The sequence below is a fragment of the Streptomyces sp. NBC_01622 genome (genome assembly GCF_045209635.1).
In the GTDB taxonomy this organism is placed as follows: Bacteria; Actinomycetota; Actinomycetes; order Streptomycetales; family Streptomycetaceae; genus Streptomyces.
This window is the reverse complement of sequence record NZ_CP109293.1, coordinates 1,965,281-1,980,995: the sequence shown is the minus strand read 5'-3', so window position 1 is coordinate 1,980,995 and position 15,715 is coordinate 1,965,281. Positions and strand designations below refer to the sequence as shown.

13 protein-coding genes are annotated in these 15,715 nt (G+C 70.6%); 10 read left to right on the top strand and 3 right to left on the bottom strand.

What is annotated here, in order from left to right; translation table 11 throughout:
* Window positions 1-61: 61 nt before the first annotated feature.
* The gene (locus OH768_RS09155) at window positions 62-1,006 is read right to left on the bottom strand and encodes a LysR family transcriptional regulator (protein ID WP_406451856.1); all 945 of its coding nucleotides are present in this window, start codon (window positions 1,004-1,006) and stop codon (window positions 62-64) included.
* A 130-nt stretch (window positions 1,007-1,136) separates the two neighbouring features.
* Here OH768_RS09155 and OH768_RS09150 point away from each other — a divergent pair, with 130 nt between their 5' ends.
* From OH768_RS09150 to OH768_RS09130, 5 genes are all read left to right on the top strand, one after another.
* Window positions 1,137-3,050: an amidohydrolase gene (locus OH768_RS09150; RefSeq protein WP_406465200.1), complete on the top strand. Its 1,914-nt coding sequence runs from the start codon at window positions 1,137-1,139 to the stop codon at window positions 3,048-3,050.
* Window positions 3,051-3,130: 80 nt separating this feature from the next.
* Window positions 3,131-4,753 carry an MFS transporter gene (locus tag OH768_RS09145; protein WP_406451854.1) on the top strand — a complete coding sequence of 541 codons (1,623 nt, stop codon included), beginning with the start codon at window positions 3,131-3,133 and terminating at the stop codon, window positions 4,751-4,753.
* A 69-nt stretch (window positions 4,754-4,822) separates the two neighbouring features.
* Window positions 4,823-5,071, top strand: a complete 249-nt coding sequence (locus OH768_RS09140) for an Atu4866 domain-containing protein (RefSeq protein WP_406451852.1) — start codon at window positions 4,823-4,825, stop codon at window positions 5,069-5,071.
* Window positions 5,072-5,083: 12 nt separating this feature from the next.
* The gene (locus OH768_RS09135) at window positions 5,084-6,631 is read left to right on the top strand and encodes a Na+/H+ antiporter (protein WP_406451850.1); all 1,548 of its coding nucleotides are present in this window, start codon (window positions 5,084-5,086) and stop codon (window positions 6,629-6,631) included.
* Window positions 6,632-6,687: 56 nt separating this feature from the next.
* Entirely contained in the window at window positions 6,688-8,064 is a 1,377-nt protein-coding gene (locus tag OH768_RS09130; protein ID WP_406451848.1) for an amidohydrolase family protein, read from the top strand.
* Between the two features lie 57 nt (window positions 8,065-8,121).
* On the opposite strand, the gene OH768_RS09125 is transcribed toward OH768_RS09130, so the two are convergent.
* Both OH768_RS09125 and OH768_RS09120 read right to left on the bottom strand, forming a co-directional pair.
* A complete protein-coding gene (locus OH768_RS09125) occupies window positions 8,122-9,195 on the bottom strand; it encodes a glycosyl hydrolase family 18 protein (protein WP_406451846.1) in 1,074 nt (357 codons plus the stop codon).
* Between the two features lie 86 nt (window positions 9,196-9,281).
* The gene (locus tag OH768_RS09120) at window positions 9,282-10,109 is read right to left on the bottom strand and encodes a GntR family transcriptional regulator (RefSeq protein ID WP_359613630.1); all 828 of its coding nucleotides are present in this window, start codon (window positions 10,107-10,109) and stop codon (window positions 9,282-9,284) included.
* A gap of 135 nt (window positions 10,110-10,244) precedes the next feature.
* On the opposite strand from OH768_RS09120, the gene OH768_RS09115 reads away from it, so the two are divergent.
* The 5 genes from OH768_RS09115 to OH768_RS09095 are packed head-to-tail and all read left to right on the top strand — an operon-like array spanning window position 10,245 to window position 15,712.
* Entirely contained in the window at window positions 10,245-11,618 is a 1,374-nt protein-coding gene (locus tag OH768_RS09115) for an ABC transporter substrate-binding protein (protein ID WP_406451844.1), read from the top strand.
* A gap of 5 nt (window positions 11,619-11,623) precedes the next feature.
* Complete coding sequence (locus OH768_RS09110; protein WP_406465198.1) at window positions 11,624-12,574, top strand: carbohydrate ABC transporter permease; 951 nt, start codon at window positions 11,624-11,626, stop codon at window positions 12,572-12,574.
* Window positions 12,571-13,473, top strand: coding sequence for a carbohydrate ABC transporter permease (locus OH768_RS09105; RefSeq protein WP_406451842.1), 903 nt, complete (start codon window positions 12,571-12,573; stop codon window positions 13,471-13,473). The genes OH768_RS09110 and OH768_RS09105 overlap by 4 nt, the downstream gene beginning before the upstream one ends.
* Window positions 13,470-14,717 (top strand): 6-phospho-beta-glucosidase, encoded by a 1,248-nt coding sequence (locus OH768_RS09100; RefSeq protein ID WP_406451840.1) that lies wholly within the window; start codon window positions 13,470-13,472, stop codon window positions 14,715-14,717. Before OH768_RS09105 ends, OH768_RS09100 begins: the two co-directional genes overlap by 4 nt.
* On the top strand, window positions 14,717-15,712 hold the full coding sequence (locus OH768_RS09095; protein ID WP_406451838.1) for an N-acetylglucosamine kinase: 996 nt from the start codon (window positions 14,717-14,719) through the stop codon (window positions 15,710-15,712). The genes OH768_RS09100 and OH768_RS09095 overlap by 1 nt, the downstream gene beginning before the upstream one ends.
* The last annotated feature ends 3 nt before the right edge of the window (window positions 15,713-15,715 follow it).

The following is a 15,715-nucleotide window of genomic DNA, read 5'->3' as shown; positions in this document are numbered from 1 at the left end:
CTACGAGCCTCGCCCCACGGGAGCGTTCCGTCCAACATATGGATGCGGACGCAGCGATCTGTCAGGGCGATTGATCGCCCCGGGCGTTGACCGCGTGCCGCTCCACCACCTCGAGGAACGCGGCGGCGGCCGGCGCCAGCCGCTTGCTGTCGTGGACCGCGCAGATGGTGTGGACGGCCGCCTCGTCCGCGACCCGGAGCGCGCGGGCGCCGTACGGCAGGGAGTCCTGGGGGTCGGAGCCCGGCACGGAGTCGGTGAACACGGACGAGCGCGGTACGACCGTCACGCCGATGCCCCGCGCGGCCAGCCGGATCATGTCGTGGATCTGGCCGACCTGGAAGTGCTGGCCGGGTTCCACCCCGGCGCGCGCGAAGGCCGCCTCCACCTGGCGGCGCAGCCCGCTGCCCCGGGTGAACTGGATGAGCTGATGGCTCTCCGGCAGATCCGCCAGGTCGACGGTGTCGCGGTCGGCCAGGGCGTGATCGGCCGGCACGATCAGCATCAGCGGGTCGACGGCCAGCACCAAGTGGTCGAGCCCTTCCGGGACTTGGCGCGGTCCAAGGCCTACGACCGCGATGTCCAGGTCACCGGCCAGGACCGACGCCGCCATCTGCGCGCTGGGCGCGTTGGTCACATGGAAGTCGATGCCCGGGTAGCGGGCGTGGTAGTCGGCCATCACCTCGACCAGGTCGACCGAGGAGGCCCGGGTCTGGACCAGTCCGAGGCGCAGCCGCCCGCGCCGCAGCCCGGACAGGGCATCGAGGGCCGCCTGGGCGTTGTCGACGTCGGCGAGGACGCGACGGGCCAGCGGTTCGAGGAGTTCCCCGGCGGCCGTGAGCCGTACGGAACGGCTGGTGCGGCTGAACAGCCGGGCGCCCACGTCCTTCTCCAGCCGGGCGATCTGCTGGCTCAGGGCGGACTGCGCGACGTAGCAACTGGCCGCCGCCTGCGTGAAGTTGCGGGTCTCGGCGACAGCGAGGAAATACCTCAGGTGACGCAGGTCCATGGCCCCATCCATCCCTTTGACCGATCGATTCGAGCAGAACCATGTGTTGGACCGATCCATCCTCGCAAACCTAGCGTCGAGACGCCACCAGCCGACCGACCTCTCAGGAGCCGACGTGTCCAGCAGCACCATGCCCGTGGGCGGCATACGCCCCTACGACGGGGTCCGGCACCCCGCGCAACTCGTCGTCCGCAACGGTCGCATCCACACCGGAGACCCCGCCCGCCCGGCGGCCTCCGCCGTCGCCATCACCGGCGGTGTCTTCAGCGCCGTGGGCGACGACGCGACCGTGGCCCCGCACATCGGCCCGGACACCCGCGTCGTGGACGCCCTCGGCCGACGGGTGATCCCCGGTCTCAACGACTCTCATCTGCACGTCATCCGGGGCGGGTTGAACTACCTCCTCGAACTGCGCTGGGACGGCGTACGGTCCTTGCGCACCGCGCTGCGGATGCTCCGCGAGCAGGCCGAGCGCACGCCAACAGGCCAGTGGGTGCGGGTGGTTGGCGGCTGGACCGGCGAGCAGTTCGCGGAGAAGCGGCTGCCGACGGTCTCCGAGCTGAACGCCGCGGCGCCCGACACCCCTGTGTTCGTCCTGCACTTGTACCAGTCGGCGATCCTCAACCGGGCCGCGCTGGAGGCCGTCGGATTCACGCGTGACTCGCCGAATCCGCCCGGCGGTGAGATCGTCCGCGACTTCGCGGGCAACCCCACCGGCGTCCTGCTCGCCGCCCCCGCCGCCGGACTGCTCTACGCCACCCTCGCCAAGGGCCCGATCCTCGCCCCCGAGGACCAACTCGGCTCCACCCGCCACTACTTGCGCGAACTGAACCGCTTCGGCATCACCAGCGCCATCGACGCCGCCGGCGGCTTCCAGAACTTCCCCGACAACTACGCGGCCGTCACCGAACTCGCCGAGCGCGGCGAACTCACGGTCCGTATCGCCTACCACCTCTTCCCGCAGACCGCCGGGCAGGAACTCGACGACCTGCGCCGCTGGATCGGCATGGTCAGCCCCGGCGACGGCGACGAGTGGCTGCGCTGCAACGGCGCCGGCGAGAACCTCGCCTGGTCCCCGGCCGACTTCGAGAACTTCGCCGAACCACGCCCCCAACTCACCGCCCGCGCAAGCCAGGACCTGGAGGCGGCGGCCCGGCTGCTCCTCGACAACGGCTGGGGTTTCCGCCTCCACGCCACCTACGACGAGACCATCCGCCAGGACCTCGACGTCTTCGAGAAGATCGCCGCGGACGGCGCCTTCCCGGCCGGTACGCGCTGGCTGTTCGACCACGCCGAGACCGTCAGCCAGGAGAGTCTGGACCGGATCAAGGCCCTCGGCGGCGCCGTCTCCGTCCAGAACCGCATGATGTTCCAGGGCAAGGCGTTCATCGACCGCTACGGCGCCGAGCGTGCCGCGACCGCACCCCCGATCCGCGCCATGCGCGACACCGGCCTGCTGGTCGCCGCCGGCACCGACGCCACCCGCGTCTCCAGCTACAACCCCTGGCTCTCCCTGTCCTGGCTGGTCACCGGCCGCACCATCGGCGACACGCTGCTCTACCCGGTCGAGAACCGCGTGGACCGTTCCACCGCCCTGGAGATGTACACCAGCGCGGGCGCCCACCTCACCGGCGAGTCCGACGTCAAGGGCACCATCACCGAGGGCAAGTACGGCGACCTGGCGATCCTGTCCGCCGACTACTTCTCCGTCGCCGACGAGGACATCGACCGCATCGAGGCCCTGGTGACCGTGGCGGGCGGCAAGGTCGTGCACGCGGCGGGGGACTACGAGAACATCGCCGCCCCGCTGCCGGAGATCAGCCCCGCGTGGAGCCCGGTCGCCCGCTTCGGCGGCTTCCAGGCGGCGACGAGCGTACGACAGGCCGACGGCTCGGGCGCACGGCAGGCCCGTGCCCTGACCGACGCGGCCACCGACTCCGAGGAGCAGCGCGCCTGGCGCGAGCGGCGCGGCGACTTCGACCATGTACCGCACGTACCGCATCAGTTGGGCGGTGCGCTCGACCCGCTGGACGGCTGCTTCTGACCGGCAGGCGCGACCGGCGTACCTTCTTTCTCGACCGGTCACCTCTCTCGACCGCCCGACCTCGCCCCGGGAGCAGCACCATGAGCGCCAGTACGACGACCGGGGGCACCGCGCGATCCGCCTCGGCCTGGGCACCGTTGGCCCGCCCCGTGTTCCGGGCCCTGTGGATCGCCCAGTTCGTGTCGAACATCGGCACCTGGATGCAGACGGTCGGCGCCCAGTGGCTGCTGCTCGGGCACGGGGCGACCATGGTCACCCTGGTGCAGACGGCGTCGAGTCTGCCGATCGTGCTGCTGGCGCTGCCCTCGGGCGTCCTCGCCGACCGGTTCGACCGGCGGGGGCTGCTGCTGGTCGCGCAGCTCGCGATGTTCGCCGTGTCGGCGGTGCTGACCGCGCTCGCCTTCGCGGATGCGCTGTCCGCCGTACCACTGCTCGCACTTACCTTCCTCCTCGGCTGCGGTACCGCTCTCATGGGGCCGTCGTGGCAGGCCATCCAGCCGGAGCTGGTGGAGCGGGAGCAGTTGGGGCAGGCGTCCGCGCTGGGTGCGGTGAACATGAACCTCGCGCGGGCGGTCGGTCCGGCGCTCGGCGGTGTCGTGGTCGCGGCGGCCGGCGCGGGGTGGGTGTTCGGCTTCAACGCGCTGTCGTTCCTCGGGATCGCCGCCGTACTGCTGGTGTGGCACCGCCCGAGGACGACCGTCCCCGCCGCCGAGCGCGAACGGCTGCTGACCGCGCTGTACGCGGGCCGACGCTACGTTTGGAACGCTCCAGGCATCCGGCGCGTCCTGCTGCGCACCGCCCTGTTCATCCCCGGCGCGGCGGCACTGTGGTCCCTGCTGCCTCTGATCGCCGCCGACTCGCTCGGGATGGGGTCGGGCGGTTACGGCCTGCTGCTCGGCGCGGTCGGGTTCGGCGCGGTGGGCGGCGCGTTCGCACTTCCGTGGCTGCGCGAACGCCTCGGCATCAACGGCATCCTGGCCGCCGGTGCCGTCGTGTTCGCCCTCGTCCTGCTGGTCCTTGCCACCGTGCACGCCACCTGGCTCGCGGTCCTCGTCCTGCTGCCCGCCGGAGTCGCCTGGATCGGCGTCCTGTCCACCCTCAACGCGGCGGTGCAGACCCGGCTCCCCGGCTGGGTCCGGGCCCGCGGACTCGCCGTCTACCTGCTGGTCTTCCAGGGCGGACAGGCCGTCGCGGCCCCCGTGTGGGGCGCCCTGGTCCAATGGCTGGGCCTGAACACCGCCCTCCTCATCGGCACCGCCGTCATGCTGCTGAGCGCCCTCACCCTCCGCCGCTGGCGGCTCTACGGCATGGAGGGCATCGATCCCACCCTCTCCGACCACTGGCCCACCCCGCCGCTGGTCTTCGTGCCCGGTCCCTCCGACGGCCCGGTGCTGGTCTCCGTCGTCTACCGCGTCGCACCGGACGACGGTCCCGCGTTCGTCGAGGCCATGGACAACGTCGCCCGCTCCCGACGCCGGACCGGCGCGCTCACCTGGGGCCTCTTCCAGGACGGCAACGAACCCGGCCGGTTCATCGAGAACTATCTCGTCGGCTCCTGGGCCGAACACCTCGCCCAGCACCACAACCGCCTCACCACCACCGACCGCTCCTTCGAGGACAAGGCCCGCGCCCTGCTCCTGCCCGGCACCGCCCCCGAGGTGACGCACGCCTTCGACGCCTCCGTCGTAGGACCGGTCCATTGAGGGTGGGTGCCGTACACCCAGGAGAGGCGTGGCCTGGTTAGCCCGGTGCGGGAACGCGACCGTGGAGCCATGAACACGAACGCAGCACCGCACCCCTTCGCCGGCATGTGGGTCACCGCCGACGGCCACATCCGGCAGGAACTCCTCCCGAACGGCCGCTACGACGAGGCCCGGGGCAACCGGCAGAGCGCCTACACCGGCAGCTACACCGTCACCGGCAACCACATCGACTACGTCGACGACACCGGCTTCACCGCCACCGGTGACGTCCGCGACGGCGTGCTCTTCCACGAGCACCTCGTCCTGTACCGCGCGTAATCCGCTACGGCCATGGACAGCCTCGAACTGATCGTCGTCGTCGCGGTCGCAGTCCTCCTGATGGGCTTGCTGTCGCGGCGCACCGGCCTGAGCGAGCCCCTGTTGCTGCTCGGCGCGGGCGTTCTCGTGGGGCTGACCCCGTCCTTCGCGTCGTTCGCGCTGTCCCCGGACGTCGTCCTGTTCCTCTTCCTGCCCGCGCTGCTGTACTGGGAGGCGCTGACCTCCTCGGTGCGGGAGATCCGCAGCAACTTCCGCAGCATCGCGCTCCAGTCCACCGGTCTGGTGCTGGCCACCGCCGTCGCGGTCGCCGCCGTGGCCCACGCGCTGGGCTACGGCTGGCCGATCGCCTTCGTCCTCGGAGCCGTGCTCGCCCCGACGGACGCGGCGGCCGTCGCGGCGGTGGCCCGGGCCATGCCGCGCCGCATCCTGACCGTGCTGCGCACCGAGAGCCTCCTCAACGACGGGACCGCACTGGTCCTGCTGGCCGTGACCATCGACGTCGTCACCGACGAGCACCCCTTCTCCTGGTCGGGCACGGCGCTCGCGTTCGTCACCTCCTACGCGGGCGGCATCCTGATCGGCGCCGCTATCGCCCTGCTGCTGATCCAGGTCAGGCGTAGGCTTCCCGAGCCGCTGCTGCACAGTGTCCTGAGCGTCGCGACTCCCTTCCTCGCCTACCTCCCCGCCGAACTCCTGCATGTCTCCGGTGTGTTGGCGGTCGTCGTCTGCGGTCTGGTGTCCGCCTGGTTCGGGCCGCGGGTCATCGGCTCCGAGGCCCGTGTCCAGGCCGTCGCCTTCTGGGAGGTGGCCAGTTATCTGCTCAACGGCGCCCTGTTCGTCCTTGTCGGCATCCAACTGCCCGCCGCCGTAAGGGCGTTGACCTCCGTCTCGCTGCTGCAGGCGACGACCGCCGGCCTGGCCGTGAGCGTGGCGGTGCTCGGCACCCGGCTGCTCTGGTTCTACTCGGTGCCCTATCTGGTACGGCTCCTCGACCGGCGCCCCCAGCAACGGGACCGCCGGATCACCGCCCCGCAACGGCTGCCGCTGGCCTGGGCCGGGATGCGCGGCGCGATCTCGCTGGCCGCCGCACTGACCGTGCCCGCGACGACTGCCGAAGGACATGCCGTCGGGCAGCGCGACGCCGTCGTGTTCATCACCACGGTCGTCATCGTCGTCACCCTCACCCTGCTGGGCCCCACCCTGCCGGTCATGGTCCGCCGGGCCCGCTTCCCGGCCGACGTGGACAAGAGCGCCGAACTCACCCTGGCCCGCTGCCGGTTGAGCAGCGCCGCGCTCGACGCCCTGCCGGAGCTGGCGGAGCGGTTCGGGGTGCCCGAGGAGGACACCGCGCGCATGGTCCAGGACATCGAGGAGCGCACCGCCCCCGCACCCGACTCCGCGCACCGCCGCGAGAGCCTGCTCCACCTCCGACTCGCCCTGCTCCAGGTCAAACGGGACACCCTCACCGACCTGCGGGACAGCGGCCGGATCGACGACATCGTCCTGCGCAGCGTGCAGGAAGTCCTCGACGTGGAGGAAGTCCGGCTGGGCAGGCACTGAACCGCCTCTCTGAGCCAACTCGCCACCGCCTCGACCCTCTTGAAAGGGGAACCTTCATGAACACTCGCGACACTCTCGCCCAACTCCGCCGCCAGTCCGCCGACCCCGCCCGCCGCATCCTCTTCACCGGCGCGACCATCGTCACGATGGACCCCGAACTCGGCACACTCCAGGGCGACTTGCTCGTCGAGGGCGACACCGTCGCCGCGATCGGGCCGGACCTGAGCGCGGACGGAGCGGTGGTCGTCGACGCCTCCGGTACCATCCTGGCCCCCGGCTTCGTCGACACCCACCGGCACGCCTGGGAGGCGCAGTTGCGCCGGATCATGCCCGACGTCGACGACCTCGGCGGCTATGTGATGACCACGCTCGCCGGGTACGCCACTGTCTACCGGCCCGAGGACATGTACATCGGCACCAGACTCGCGGCGCTCACCGCGCTCGACAGCGGCATCACCACCATGCTCGACTTCTCGCACAACTCCCGTACCCGCGAACACTCCGAGGCGGCGATCGAGGCCCTCCGCGACACCGGTATCCGCGGCGTCCACGCCTCCATGGGACCGCACTTCGGGGACTGGGACCGCCAGTGGCCGGCCGACCTGACCCGCCTCAAGGACCGGTACTTCAGCGGCGACGACCAACTCCTCACCCTCCGCCTGGCGACCCTGGCCACCGACGAGATCGCCGGACCCGCCCTCGCCTACGGCCCCGAACTCGCCCGCACCGCAGCCGACCTGGGCATCGGCGTGAGCGTCGACGCGGTCTTCGGCGAGGCGTCCTCACGGGCCGTGCTGTCCTGGGCCGAGCACGGCATCCTCGGCCCCGACGTCACCCTGATCCACGCCACGGGGCTGACCGCCGAGGCATGGAAGGCGATGGGGGAGACGGGCACCACGGTCGCGCTGGCCCCCACCTCGGACGCGCAGATCGGTCTGGAGACCGCGATCCCCGCCGTGGACGAGGCACTCGCCGTCGGCATCCGCCCCGGCCTGAGCATCGACGTCGAAGTAGCCCTCGCCAGCGACCTGTTCACCCAGATGCGGGCCCTGCTCGCCATCCAGCGGATGCGCGCGGTCAACGCCGCCTACGGCACCGGCGGCGAGCTCTCCCGCATCACCACGCGCGACGTCCTCGACTTCGCCACCCTCCAGGGCGCCCGGACCAACGGGCTCGGCGACGTCACCGGCTCCCTGACCGTCGGCAAGAAGGCCGACCTGCTGGTGGTCCGGGCCGAGGACCTCAACAACATGCCCCTCAACGACCCCATCGGCACACTGGTGTTGGGCTCCGACGCCCGCAACATCACGGCTGTGTTCGTCGACGGGCAGCCGCGCAAGTGGGACGGTCAGGTCCTGGACGTGGACCTGACCGCCCTGCGCGCCGAGGTCGACGCGTCCCGCGACCACGTCGTCAACACCCCTGTCGCCTGACGGGAGTTCGGGGCGCCCCTGGGCCGAGCCCGGGAGCGCCCCGTCCGTGTGCTCGGGTCAGTTGGAGAACCAGGGGTTCCCGCCGCCCAGCGACCACACCGAGACCTTGGTGACGCCGAGGCCCTTGAGGACAGCGAGCTTGCGGTCCATGGCGACGCTGTCGACGTAGTCGTAGAGGACACCGCCGGAGGTCCAGCGGATCTCGCCCGAGGACGCGTCCCGGCGGCTCTCCACGGTGGCCGGGTTGCTGGAGAAACCGGGGCTCTTCTTCATGTCGCTGAACTGGATGTTGCCCGTCACGGAGTTGAGGTCGCAGGGGTCGGGCGCGCTGTAGCCGTAGGAGGGCACACCGATGATCAGGCGGCCCGGGTCGGGGATCTTGCTCTGCGCGTACTTGGTGACCTTCTTCAGCCAGTCGTAGGGGCTGATGGGCAGGCAGCGGGCACCGGCGGCGGTGTCGAACTCCTCGTCGTACGCCATGATCACCACGTCGTCCACGCCGGTGGCGGCCACCGCTGCGTAGTCGTAGAAGGCGGCGTCCTCCGTCATCGCCGGTGCGTCGACCTGGAGGCGCTTGCCCTTGGCGTGCAGGGCGGTCGCCAACTGCCCCAGGAACGTCTTGTAGTTGGTGAAGTCGGCGGTGCTCCAGGACCAGTAGTCCTCCAGGTCGACGTCGACGCCGCTGAGCCCGGCGTCGCTGACGAGGGAGGTGACCTTGGAGACGGCCGCCGTGCGCTTGGCGTTGCTGCTGACCAGGGCGTGGACGTCGGCGGTGGTCATGCCGGAGAGCGTCGGGTACTGGTAGGCCGAGTGCGCCTTGAGGTCGGCGACGTTGGCCGCGCTGTAGGTGTTGCAGGTGCCGTTGGCGGTGGTCTCCAGGGTGACCGAGCCGTTGCTGCCGACCGACCAGTACTCGGGGTTGAGGGCGCCGTTCTTCACCCTGTCGTCGGCGTACTCGCTCTTCGCGGTGCAGGTGGAGTCGCCCGTCGAGCCGGGGTACAGCCAGGTCTGGAGCTGGACGCCCGAGGTGGCGGAGGGGCTGGCGCCGGCCGGGACCGAGGCCGTACAGGCGAGCAGCGTGGTGACCGTGGAGGCCACGACGCCGGTCACGGTGAGTGCGTGACGCAACATGAGCGGTCCTTTCGGGGTGGGGAGGGGCGTGCGGGATCGCCGCGTCGGCCGGGGGGCCGGCGCGGTGAACTGGGGGACAGGAGCGGCTAGTTGCTCCAGTAGGGGTCGAAGGCCAGGGTGTCGGCACCCGGGACGGTGGTGGCGGCCGACCAGGAGCCGTCGACGACGCGTCCGCCGTCGGGACGGCCGGCCAGCGACAGCCTGGTGAAGATGCGGTAGCGGTCACCCCGGTAGACGGAGCGGGTGAACTCGACCACCCGGCCCTCGGCGTCCCTGGCCGCCCGTTCGAACAGCAGGGCGGGGGTGTGCACGGACACGCCGAGGAGTTCGGCCTCCCACTCGTCGACCACGGTCGGTTCGATGCTCTGCGCGGCATCGGCCAGCAGGATCTGGTAGCGACGGCCGAGCAGCCGGTAGAAGGAGTCGGTCTCCAGGTCGCGGGCGGTCAGACCGGGCACCAGCGCGTGCGGCACATGCAGCGTCTCCACACACATCGGGTCGCCGTCCACCGTCCGCAGCCGGAGGATCCGCAGGATCTGCTCGCTGGGCGCGATGCCCAGCCGGCGGCCGATCCGGGGGCCCGCGGCGACGGTCTTGAAGTCCAGGGTGCGGCTGGCCCAGGTGCCGTCCACACCGCCGACCCCCAGCGTCTGCGGCTGCCCGGGGGAGCCGCCGAGGTGCTGGGCGACCTTGGCCCGGGCGACGAACACACCGCGCCCGTGCTCCCGCACCAGCAGGCCGTCACGGACGAAGTCGTCGACCACCGCGCGCAACGTGGGGCGGGAGACCCCGAGTTCCTCGCACAGCTGCCGTTCGCCCGGGAGGGGGCGGCCGGTCCCGGTCTCCTCGATCAGATCGAGGAGGTGGGTGCGGATGCGTTCGCGCTTCTCCCAACGGCTCTCACCGCTGACCATTCCTACCAACTTTCCTTACCAGTGGTTCATCTTCCCGACGGGTTACTTCCGAAATGCTTGCTTGACAGCCCCCAAATGGTGCCCCAACATGTGCCCACTGGTCAATAAGTGGTAAGCGAATTTGCCGGAGGTCCCATGTCCGAGTCCCGTGGTGGACCCGTCACCCGCACCGCCCACCGCCCCCGCCGTACCGTCGCCGCGTCGCTGCTCGCGGCCACGGCCCTGCTGGCCGCAGCATGCACCACCGGCGGCGCCGCGTCGAAGGCGGACACCGGCGCCGACGACACCACGCCCGTCACCATCACCTTCTGGCACGGTCTCAGCTCCCCGCACGAGACCGCCTCGGTGAACGCCGTGCTCGCCAAGTTCCACAAGAAGTACCCCTACATCACGGTCAAGGCCGTCGCCGCCCAGACCGACGACAAGGTCAACCAGGCCATCCGCGGCGGCACCGCGCCCGACGTGGCGTCCTCGTTCAACGCCGCGAACGTCGGCGGCTGGTGTTCCAGCGGCGCGTTCCAGGACCTCGACCCGGACATCAAGGCCGACCACGTCGACATGTCCCAGATCCCGAAGGCCGTCCAGTCGTACACCGCGTTCGGCGGCAAGCGCTGCACCATGCCCTGGCTCGCCGACACCTTCGGCCTGTACTACAACAAGAAGCTGTTCGCCAAGGCCGGGATAACCTCCCCGCCCAAGACCATGTCCGAACTGGCGGCGGACACCAAGAAGTTGACCACCTTCAACGCGGACGGCTCGATCAGGACCGCAGGGTTCATGCCCTACCTCGGCGTCTACGGGATGCTCACCGAACACCTGGTCCCCAGCTGGGGCGGGAAGTGGCTCACCGCCGACGGCCAGTCCAACGTCGGCGGCGATCCCGCCTTCGCCCAGGCACTGACCTGGCAGAAGAGCCTGGTCGACTGGTTCGGCGCGAAGAAACTCGTCACCTTCAAGGCCGGAATGGGCGACGAGTTCTCCGCCCAGAACGCCTTCGAGACCGGCAGACTGGCCATGATGGTCGACGGCGAGTGGCGCAACTCGTTCATCAAGAACGACAAGGCGGACATCGACTACGGCACCGCGGTGATGCCCGCCGCCGACGGCAAGTCCCAGCTGTACGGCGCCGGTTACGTCGGCGGCAACGTGATCGGCATGCCTCGCGGCGCCAAACACCCGGGCGCCGCCTGGAAGTTGATCAAATTCCTCACCACCGACACCGACGCGCTGACCACCCTGGCCGACGCCATCGGCAACGTCCCAACCACCAAGGCCGCGCTCGACTCGCCCGCGCTGGGACTCTCCAAGGACCCGAACTTCGCGCCGTTCCTCCAGGTGTTCAAGAACCCGCTCACCACCACGACACCGGCGAGCCCCGACGGCGGCGCCTACCTCACCAACTTCGGTCACTTCGTGGAGAAGTGGCAGAGCGGCTCCGTACCCGACCTGAAGGCCGGTCTCACCGCCGTCGACAAGCAGAACAACGCCGCGCTCAAGCTGGGGCAGTGACCGTCATGGCCGCCCAACTCCAGCTCACCCCGGCGCCGTTGAGGGCCCGGCTGCGCCGCAACCGGCTGCGCGTCCTGCTCTTCCTCGCACCCGGCCTGGTCGGCTTCGCCGTCTTCCTGGTCTACCCCCTGGTGATGACGGTCTGGCTGTCCTTCACCAACTCCAACATGATCTCCCCGGCCCGCTTCGTCGGGCTGCGCAACTACCGCTATCTGCTGGACGGCGACCCGCTGATCTGGCACGCGATCCGCAACACCGGCTGGCTGGTGGCCGTCATGGTGCCGGCGCAGGTGCTCTTCGCCCTCGGCGTGGCCATGGTCACCGCCCGGCTCAAGGCCGGGGCGAGCCTGTTCCGCACCCTGTTCTACCTGCCCGCGCTGGCCCCGCCGGTCGCCGCGACCGTCGCCTTCGTCTGCATGTTCAACCCCAACTCCGGCCCCGTGAACCGGATCCTGGGCCTGCTCGGCATCCACGGACCGCTGTGGTTCAACTCGCCCGGCTGGTCCAAACCCGCCCTGACCCTGCTCGCCCTGTGGGGCAGCGGCACCATGATGGTCATCTTCCTGGCGGCCCTGCTGGAGGTCCCCGCCGAACTGTACGAGGCCGCCGAACTGGACGGCGCCGGCTCCTGGCACCGCTTCCGCTACGTCACCCTGCCGACGATCTCACCGGTCGTGCTGTTCGCGACCGTCACCGGGGTGATCGCCGGACTCCAGTACTTCACCCAGGCGATGGTCGCCTCACAGGTCGCCAACGGCAACATCCAGCCCGCGCCCGGCTATCCGGACGGCTCCACCCTCACCTTCCCGCAGCAGCTCTACATCGCCGGCTTCAACCAGTTCCACGCGGGCTACGCCTGCGCGCTGGCCGTGGTGCTCTTCGTGGTGGCGATGGCCTTCACCGTCGTCCTGCTCCGCCGCGCCTCCGGCTTCGACATCGAGGAGGCACCGCGATGACGACCACCTACGCCCCGGCCCCCGCCCCGCAGACCCGCGCCGCATCACCCCACCAGGCCGCACGCGGCCGGGCGAGCCGGCGCCGCAAGCTGGTCTGGATCGCCGAACACGCCGTCGCCGTCGGCCTGGCCTGCGCCTTCATCGGCCCCATCGTGTTCATCTTCCTCACATCGGTGATGACCGACGGCCAGTCCCTCACCACCAGCCTGTGGCCCCACCACTGGCAGTGGTCCAACTACCGCACCGTCTTCGCCACCGCACCGGTCGGCACCTGGCTGGTCAACACCGTGGTCTACGCGGTCGCCGCGACCGCCGTCACCCTGATCTCCAGCGTCCCCATCGCCTACGCGCTGGCCAGGCTCCGCTTCAAGGGCCGCAACACCGCCTTCCTCTGCGTCATCACCATGATGATGCTGCCGCCCCAAGTCCTCGTCATCCCCATGTACTTGATGTGGGCCAGGCTCCATCTCACCGGCACCATCTGGCCGTTGGTCCTCCCCTCCCTGTTCGGTGACGCCTTCTCGGTGTTCCTGCTGCGCCAGTTCCTGCTCACCGTCCCCGAGGACTACCTCAACGCGGCCCGCATCGACGGCTGCGGCGAACTCCGGGTCCTCACCCGGGTGGTGCTGCCGATGATGCGCCCCGCGCTCGTCGCGGTCGGCCTGTTCTCCTTCTTCAACGCCTGGAACGACTACTACGGACCCCTCATCTACACCGGCGAGACGCCCGCCCACTGGACCCTGGCCCTGGGCCTGGCCACCTTCAAGACCTCCCACGCGGTGCAGTGGAACCTCACCATGGCCGCGACCCTCATCGCGATGGCGCCGGTGATCATCGTCTTCTTCTTCGCGCAAAAGGCCTTCATCGAGGGCGTCACACTGACAGGAGTCAAAGGTTGAAGATCACCGTTGTCGGCGGCGGATCCACGTACACCCCCGAACTGGTCGACGGATTCGCCCGGTTGGGACTGCCCGTCACCGAGATCGCCCTCGTCGACCCCGACCCCGAACGCCTCGACGTCGTCGCCCCGTTCGCCCGCCGCATCCTGGCCCGCCAGGGCAGCCCCGCGAAGATCACCACCACCGCCGACCCGGACGCCGGCATCGACGGCACCGACGCCGTCCTCTTCCAGCTCCGCATCGGCGGCCAGGCCGCCCGGCACATCGACGAGACCCTCCCGCACGAGTGCGGCTGCATCGGTCAGGAGACCACCGGCGCAGGGGGGTTGGCCAAGGCGCTGCGCACCGTACCCGTCGTCCTCGACCTCGCCGAACGGGTCGCCCGGCGCGCCCCGAACGCCTGGATCGTCGACTTCACCAACCCGGTCGGCATCGTCACCCGCGCCCTCCTCGACGCCGGCCACAAGGCGGTCGGCCTGTGCAACGTCGCCATCGGCTTCCAGCGCACCTTCGCCGACTGGCTCGGCGTCGACCACGAGCGGATCACCCTGGACCATGTCGGCCTCAACCACCTGACCTGGGAACGGAGCGTACGGCTCGACGGCGTCGACGTCCTGCCGCGCCTCCTCGACGAACACGGCCAGGCCCTCGCCGACCGGCTGCGCATGCCCCTCGACGTGGTCCGCCGCCTCGGCGTCGTCCCCTCCTACTACCTGCGCTACTACTACGCCCACGACGAGGTCCTCCGCGAACAGCTCACCGAACCCTCCCGTGCCGAGCAAGTCGCCGCCATGGAGGGCGACTTGCTGAAGATGTACACGGACCCGGCCCTCACCGAGAAGCCAGCCCTTCTCGACAAGCGCGGCGGCGCCTACTACTCCGAGGCCGCCATCCAGCTGGTCCACGCCCTCACCACCGACACCGGCGACGTCCGCGTCGCCAACGTCCGCAACAACGGCACCCTGCCCTTCCTCCCAGACGACGCCGTCATCGAGGTCCCCTCCCGCATCGGCGCGCACGGCGCGACTCCCTTGCCCGTCACCGCCGTAGAGCCGCTGTTCGCCGGACTCATCGCGCATGTGACGGCGTACGAGGAACTCGCCCTGGAAGCCGCCCTGCGCGGCGGGGTCGACCGGGTCGCGACCGCGCTGCTCGCGCACCCCCTGATCGGACAGGTCTCGGTCGCCGAGGAGTTGGCGGCGAAGCTCGTCGCCGCCAATCGCGAACACCTGTGGTGGGCCTGATGAGTTCAGGTCTGCTGCTGGCCGTCGACGGCGGCAACTCCAAGACCGACATCGCCGTACTGACCACGGACGGTACGATCCTGGGCCGCGCCCGGGGCGGCGGATTCCGCCCGCAGGCGGTGGGTGTCGACGCGGCCATGGACGTACTGGCCGCCTTGCGCGCCGAGGCCATGGCCGAGGCGGGTGTCGGGGCCGACACCGTGGTGGACGGCATCACGGCCTTCCTCGCCGGCGCCGATCTGCCGCACGAGGTCAAGGCGCTGCGCGAGGCCGTCGGCGTCCGCCGCTGGGCCGTCACCCAGCGCGTCGACAACGACTCCTACGCCGTCCTGCGCGCCGGGGCCGGCCGGCCCTGGGGCGTCGGTGTGGTCTGCGGCACCGGCATCAACTGCGTCGGCGTCGCCCCCGACGGCCGTACCACCGGCTTCGCCGCGCTCGGCCGGATCTCCGGGGACTGGGGCGGCGGCATCGACATGGGCACCTCGGCACTGTGGCACGCGGCCAGGGCGGAGGACGGCCGGGGCGAACCGACCGCGCTGCGGGCCGCGGTGACCGAGCACTTCGGCCTTGCCACGGTCGCCGACGTCACCGCCGCCCTGCACAGCGGCGACCTCCCTGCACTCCGCCTGAGCGAACTCTGCCCCGCGGTCTTCGCGGCCCGCGACGACGGCGACGAGATCGCGACCGGACTGGTCGAACGACTCGCGGCGGAGATAGCGAGAATGGCCCTGACGGTCCTGTGCCGACTCCAACTCACCCACCTCCCGGACCCCGAAGTGGTGCTGGGCGGCAGCGTGTTGGCCGCCGGCCACCGCGCCCTCCTCGACGACGTCGAACGCAGACTCACCGAGGCCGTACCGGGCGTCCGCCCGGTGGTATGCACCCAACCGCCGTTGCTCGGCGCCGCGTTGGCGGCCCTGGACCTCCACCCGCGAGCGGACCCGGGGGCGGAGTCCCGACTCCGCGCCGGGTTCCGGGGGAGCGGCACCCGGTGATCC

Bases quoted from the DNA above. Each gene is read 5' to 3' on its own strand.
- OH768_RS09155 (WP_406451856.1), bottom strand. From the start codon at position 1,006: ATGGACCTGCGTCACCTGAGGTATTTCCTCGCTGTCGCCGAGACCCGC.
- OH768_RS09150 (WP_406465200.1), top strand. From the start codon at position 1,137: ATGCCCGTGGGCGGCATACGCCCCTACGACGGGGTCCGGCACCCCGCG.
- OH768_RS09145 (WP_406451854.1), top strand. From the start codon at position 3,131: ATGAGCGCCAGTACGACGACCGGGGGCACCGCGCGATCCGCCTCGGCC.
- OH768_RS09140 (WP_406451852.1), top strand. From the start codon at position 4,823: ATGAACACGAACGCAGCACCGCACCCCTTCGCCGGCATGTGGGTCACC.
- OH768_RS09135 (WP_406451850.1), top strand. From the start codon at position 5,084: ATGGACAGCCTCGAACTGATCGTCGTCGTCGCGGTCGCAGTCCTCCTG.
- OH768_RS09130 (WP_406451848.1), top strand. From the start codon at position 6,688: ATGAACACTCGCGACACTCTCGCCCAACTCCGCCGCCAGTCCGCCGAC.
- OH768_RS09125 (WP_406451846.1), bottom strand. From the start codon at position 9,195: ATGTTGCGTCACGCACTCACCGTGACCGGCGTCGTGGCCTCCACGGTC.
- OH768_RS09120 (WP_359613630.1), bottom strand. From the start codon at position 10,109: ATGGTCAGCGGTGAGAGCCGTTGGGAGAAGCGCGAACGCATCCGCACC.
- OH768_RS09115 (WP_406451844.1), top strand. From the start codon at position 10,245: ATGTCCGAGTCCCGTGGTGGACCCGTCACCCGCACCGCCCACCGCCCC.
- OH768_RS09110 (WP_406465198.1), top strand. From the start codon at position 11,624: ATGGCCGCCCAACTCCAGCTCACCCCGGCGCCGTTGAGGGCCCGGCTG.
- OH768_RS09105 (WP_406451842.1), top strand. From the start codon at position 12,571: ATGACGACCACCTACGCCCCGGCCCCCGCCCCGCAGACCCGCGCCGCA.
- OH768_RS09095 (WP_406451838.1), top strand. From the start codon at position 14,717: ATGAGTTCAGGTCTGCTGCTGGCCGTCGACGGCGGCAACTCCAAGACC.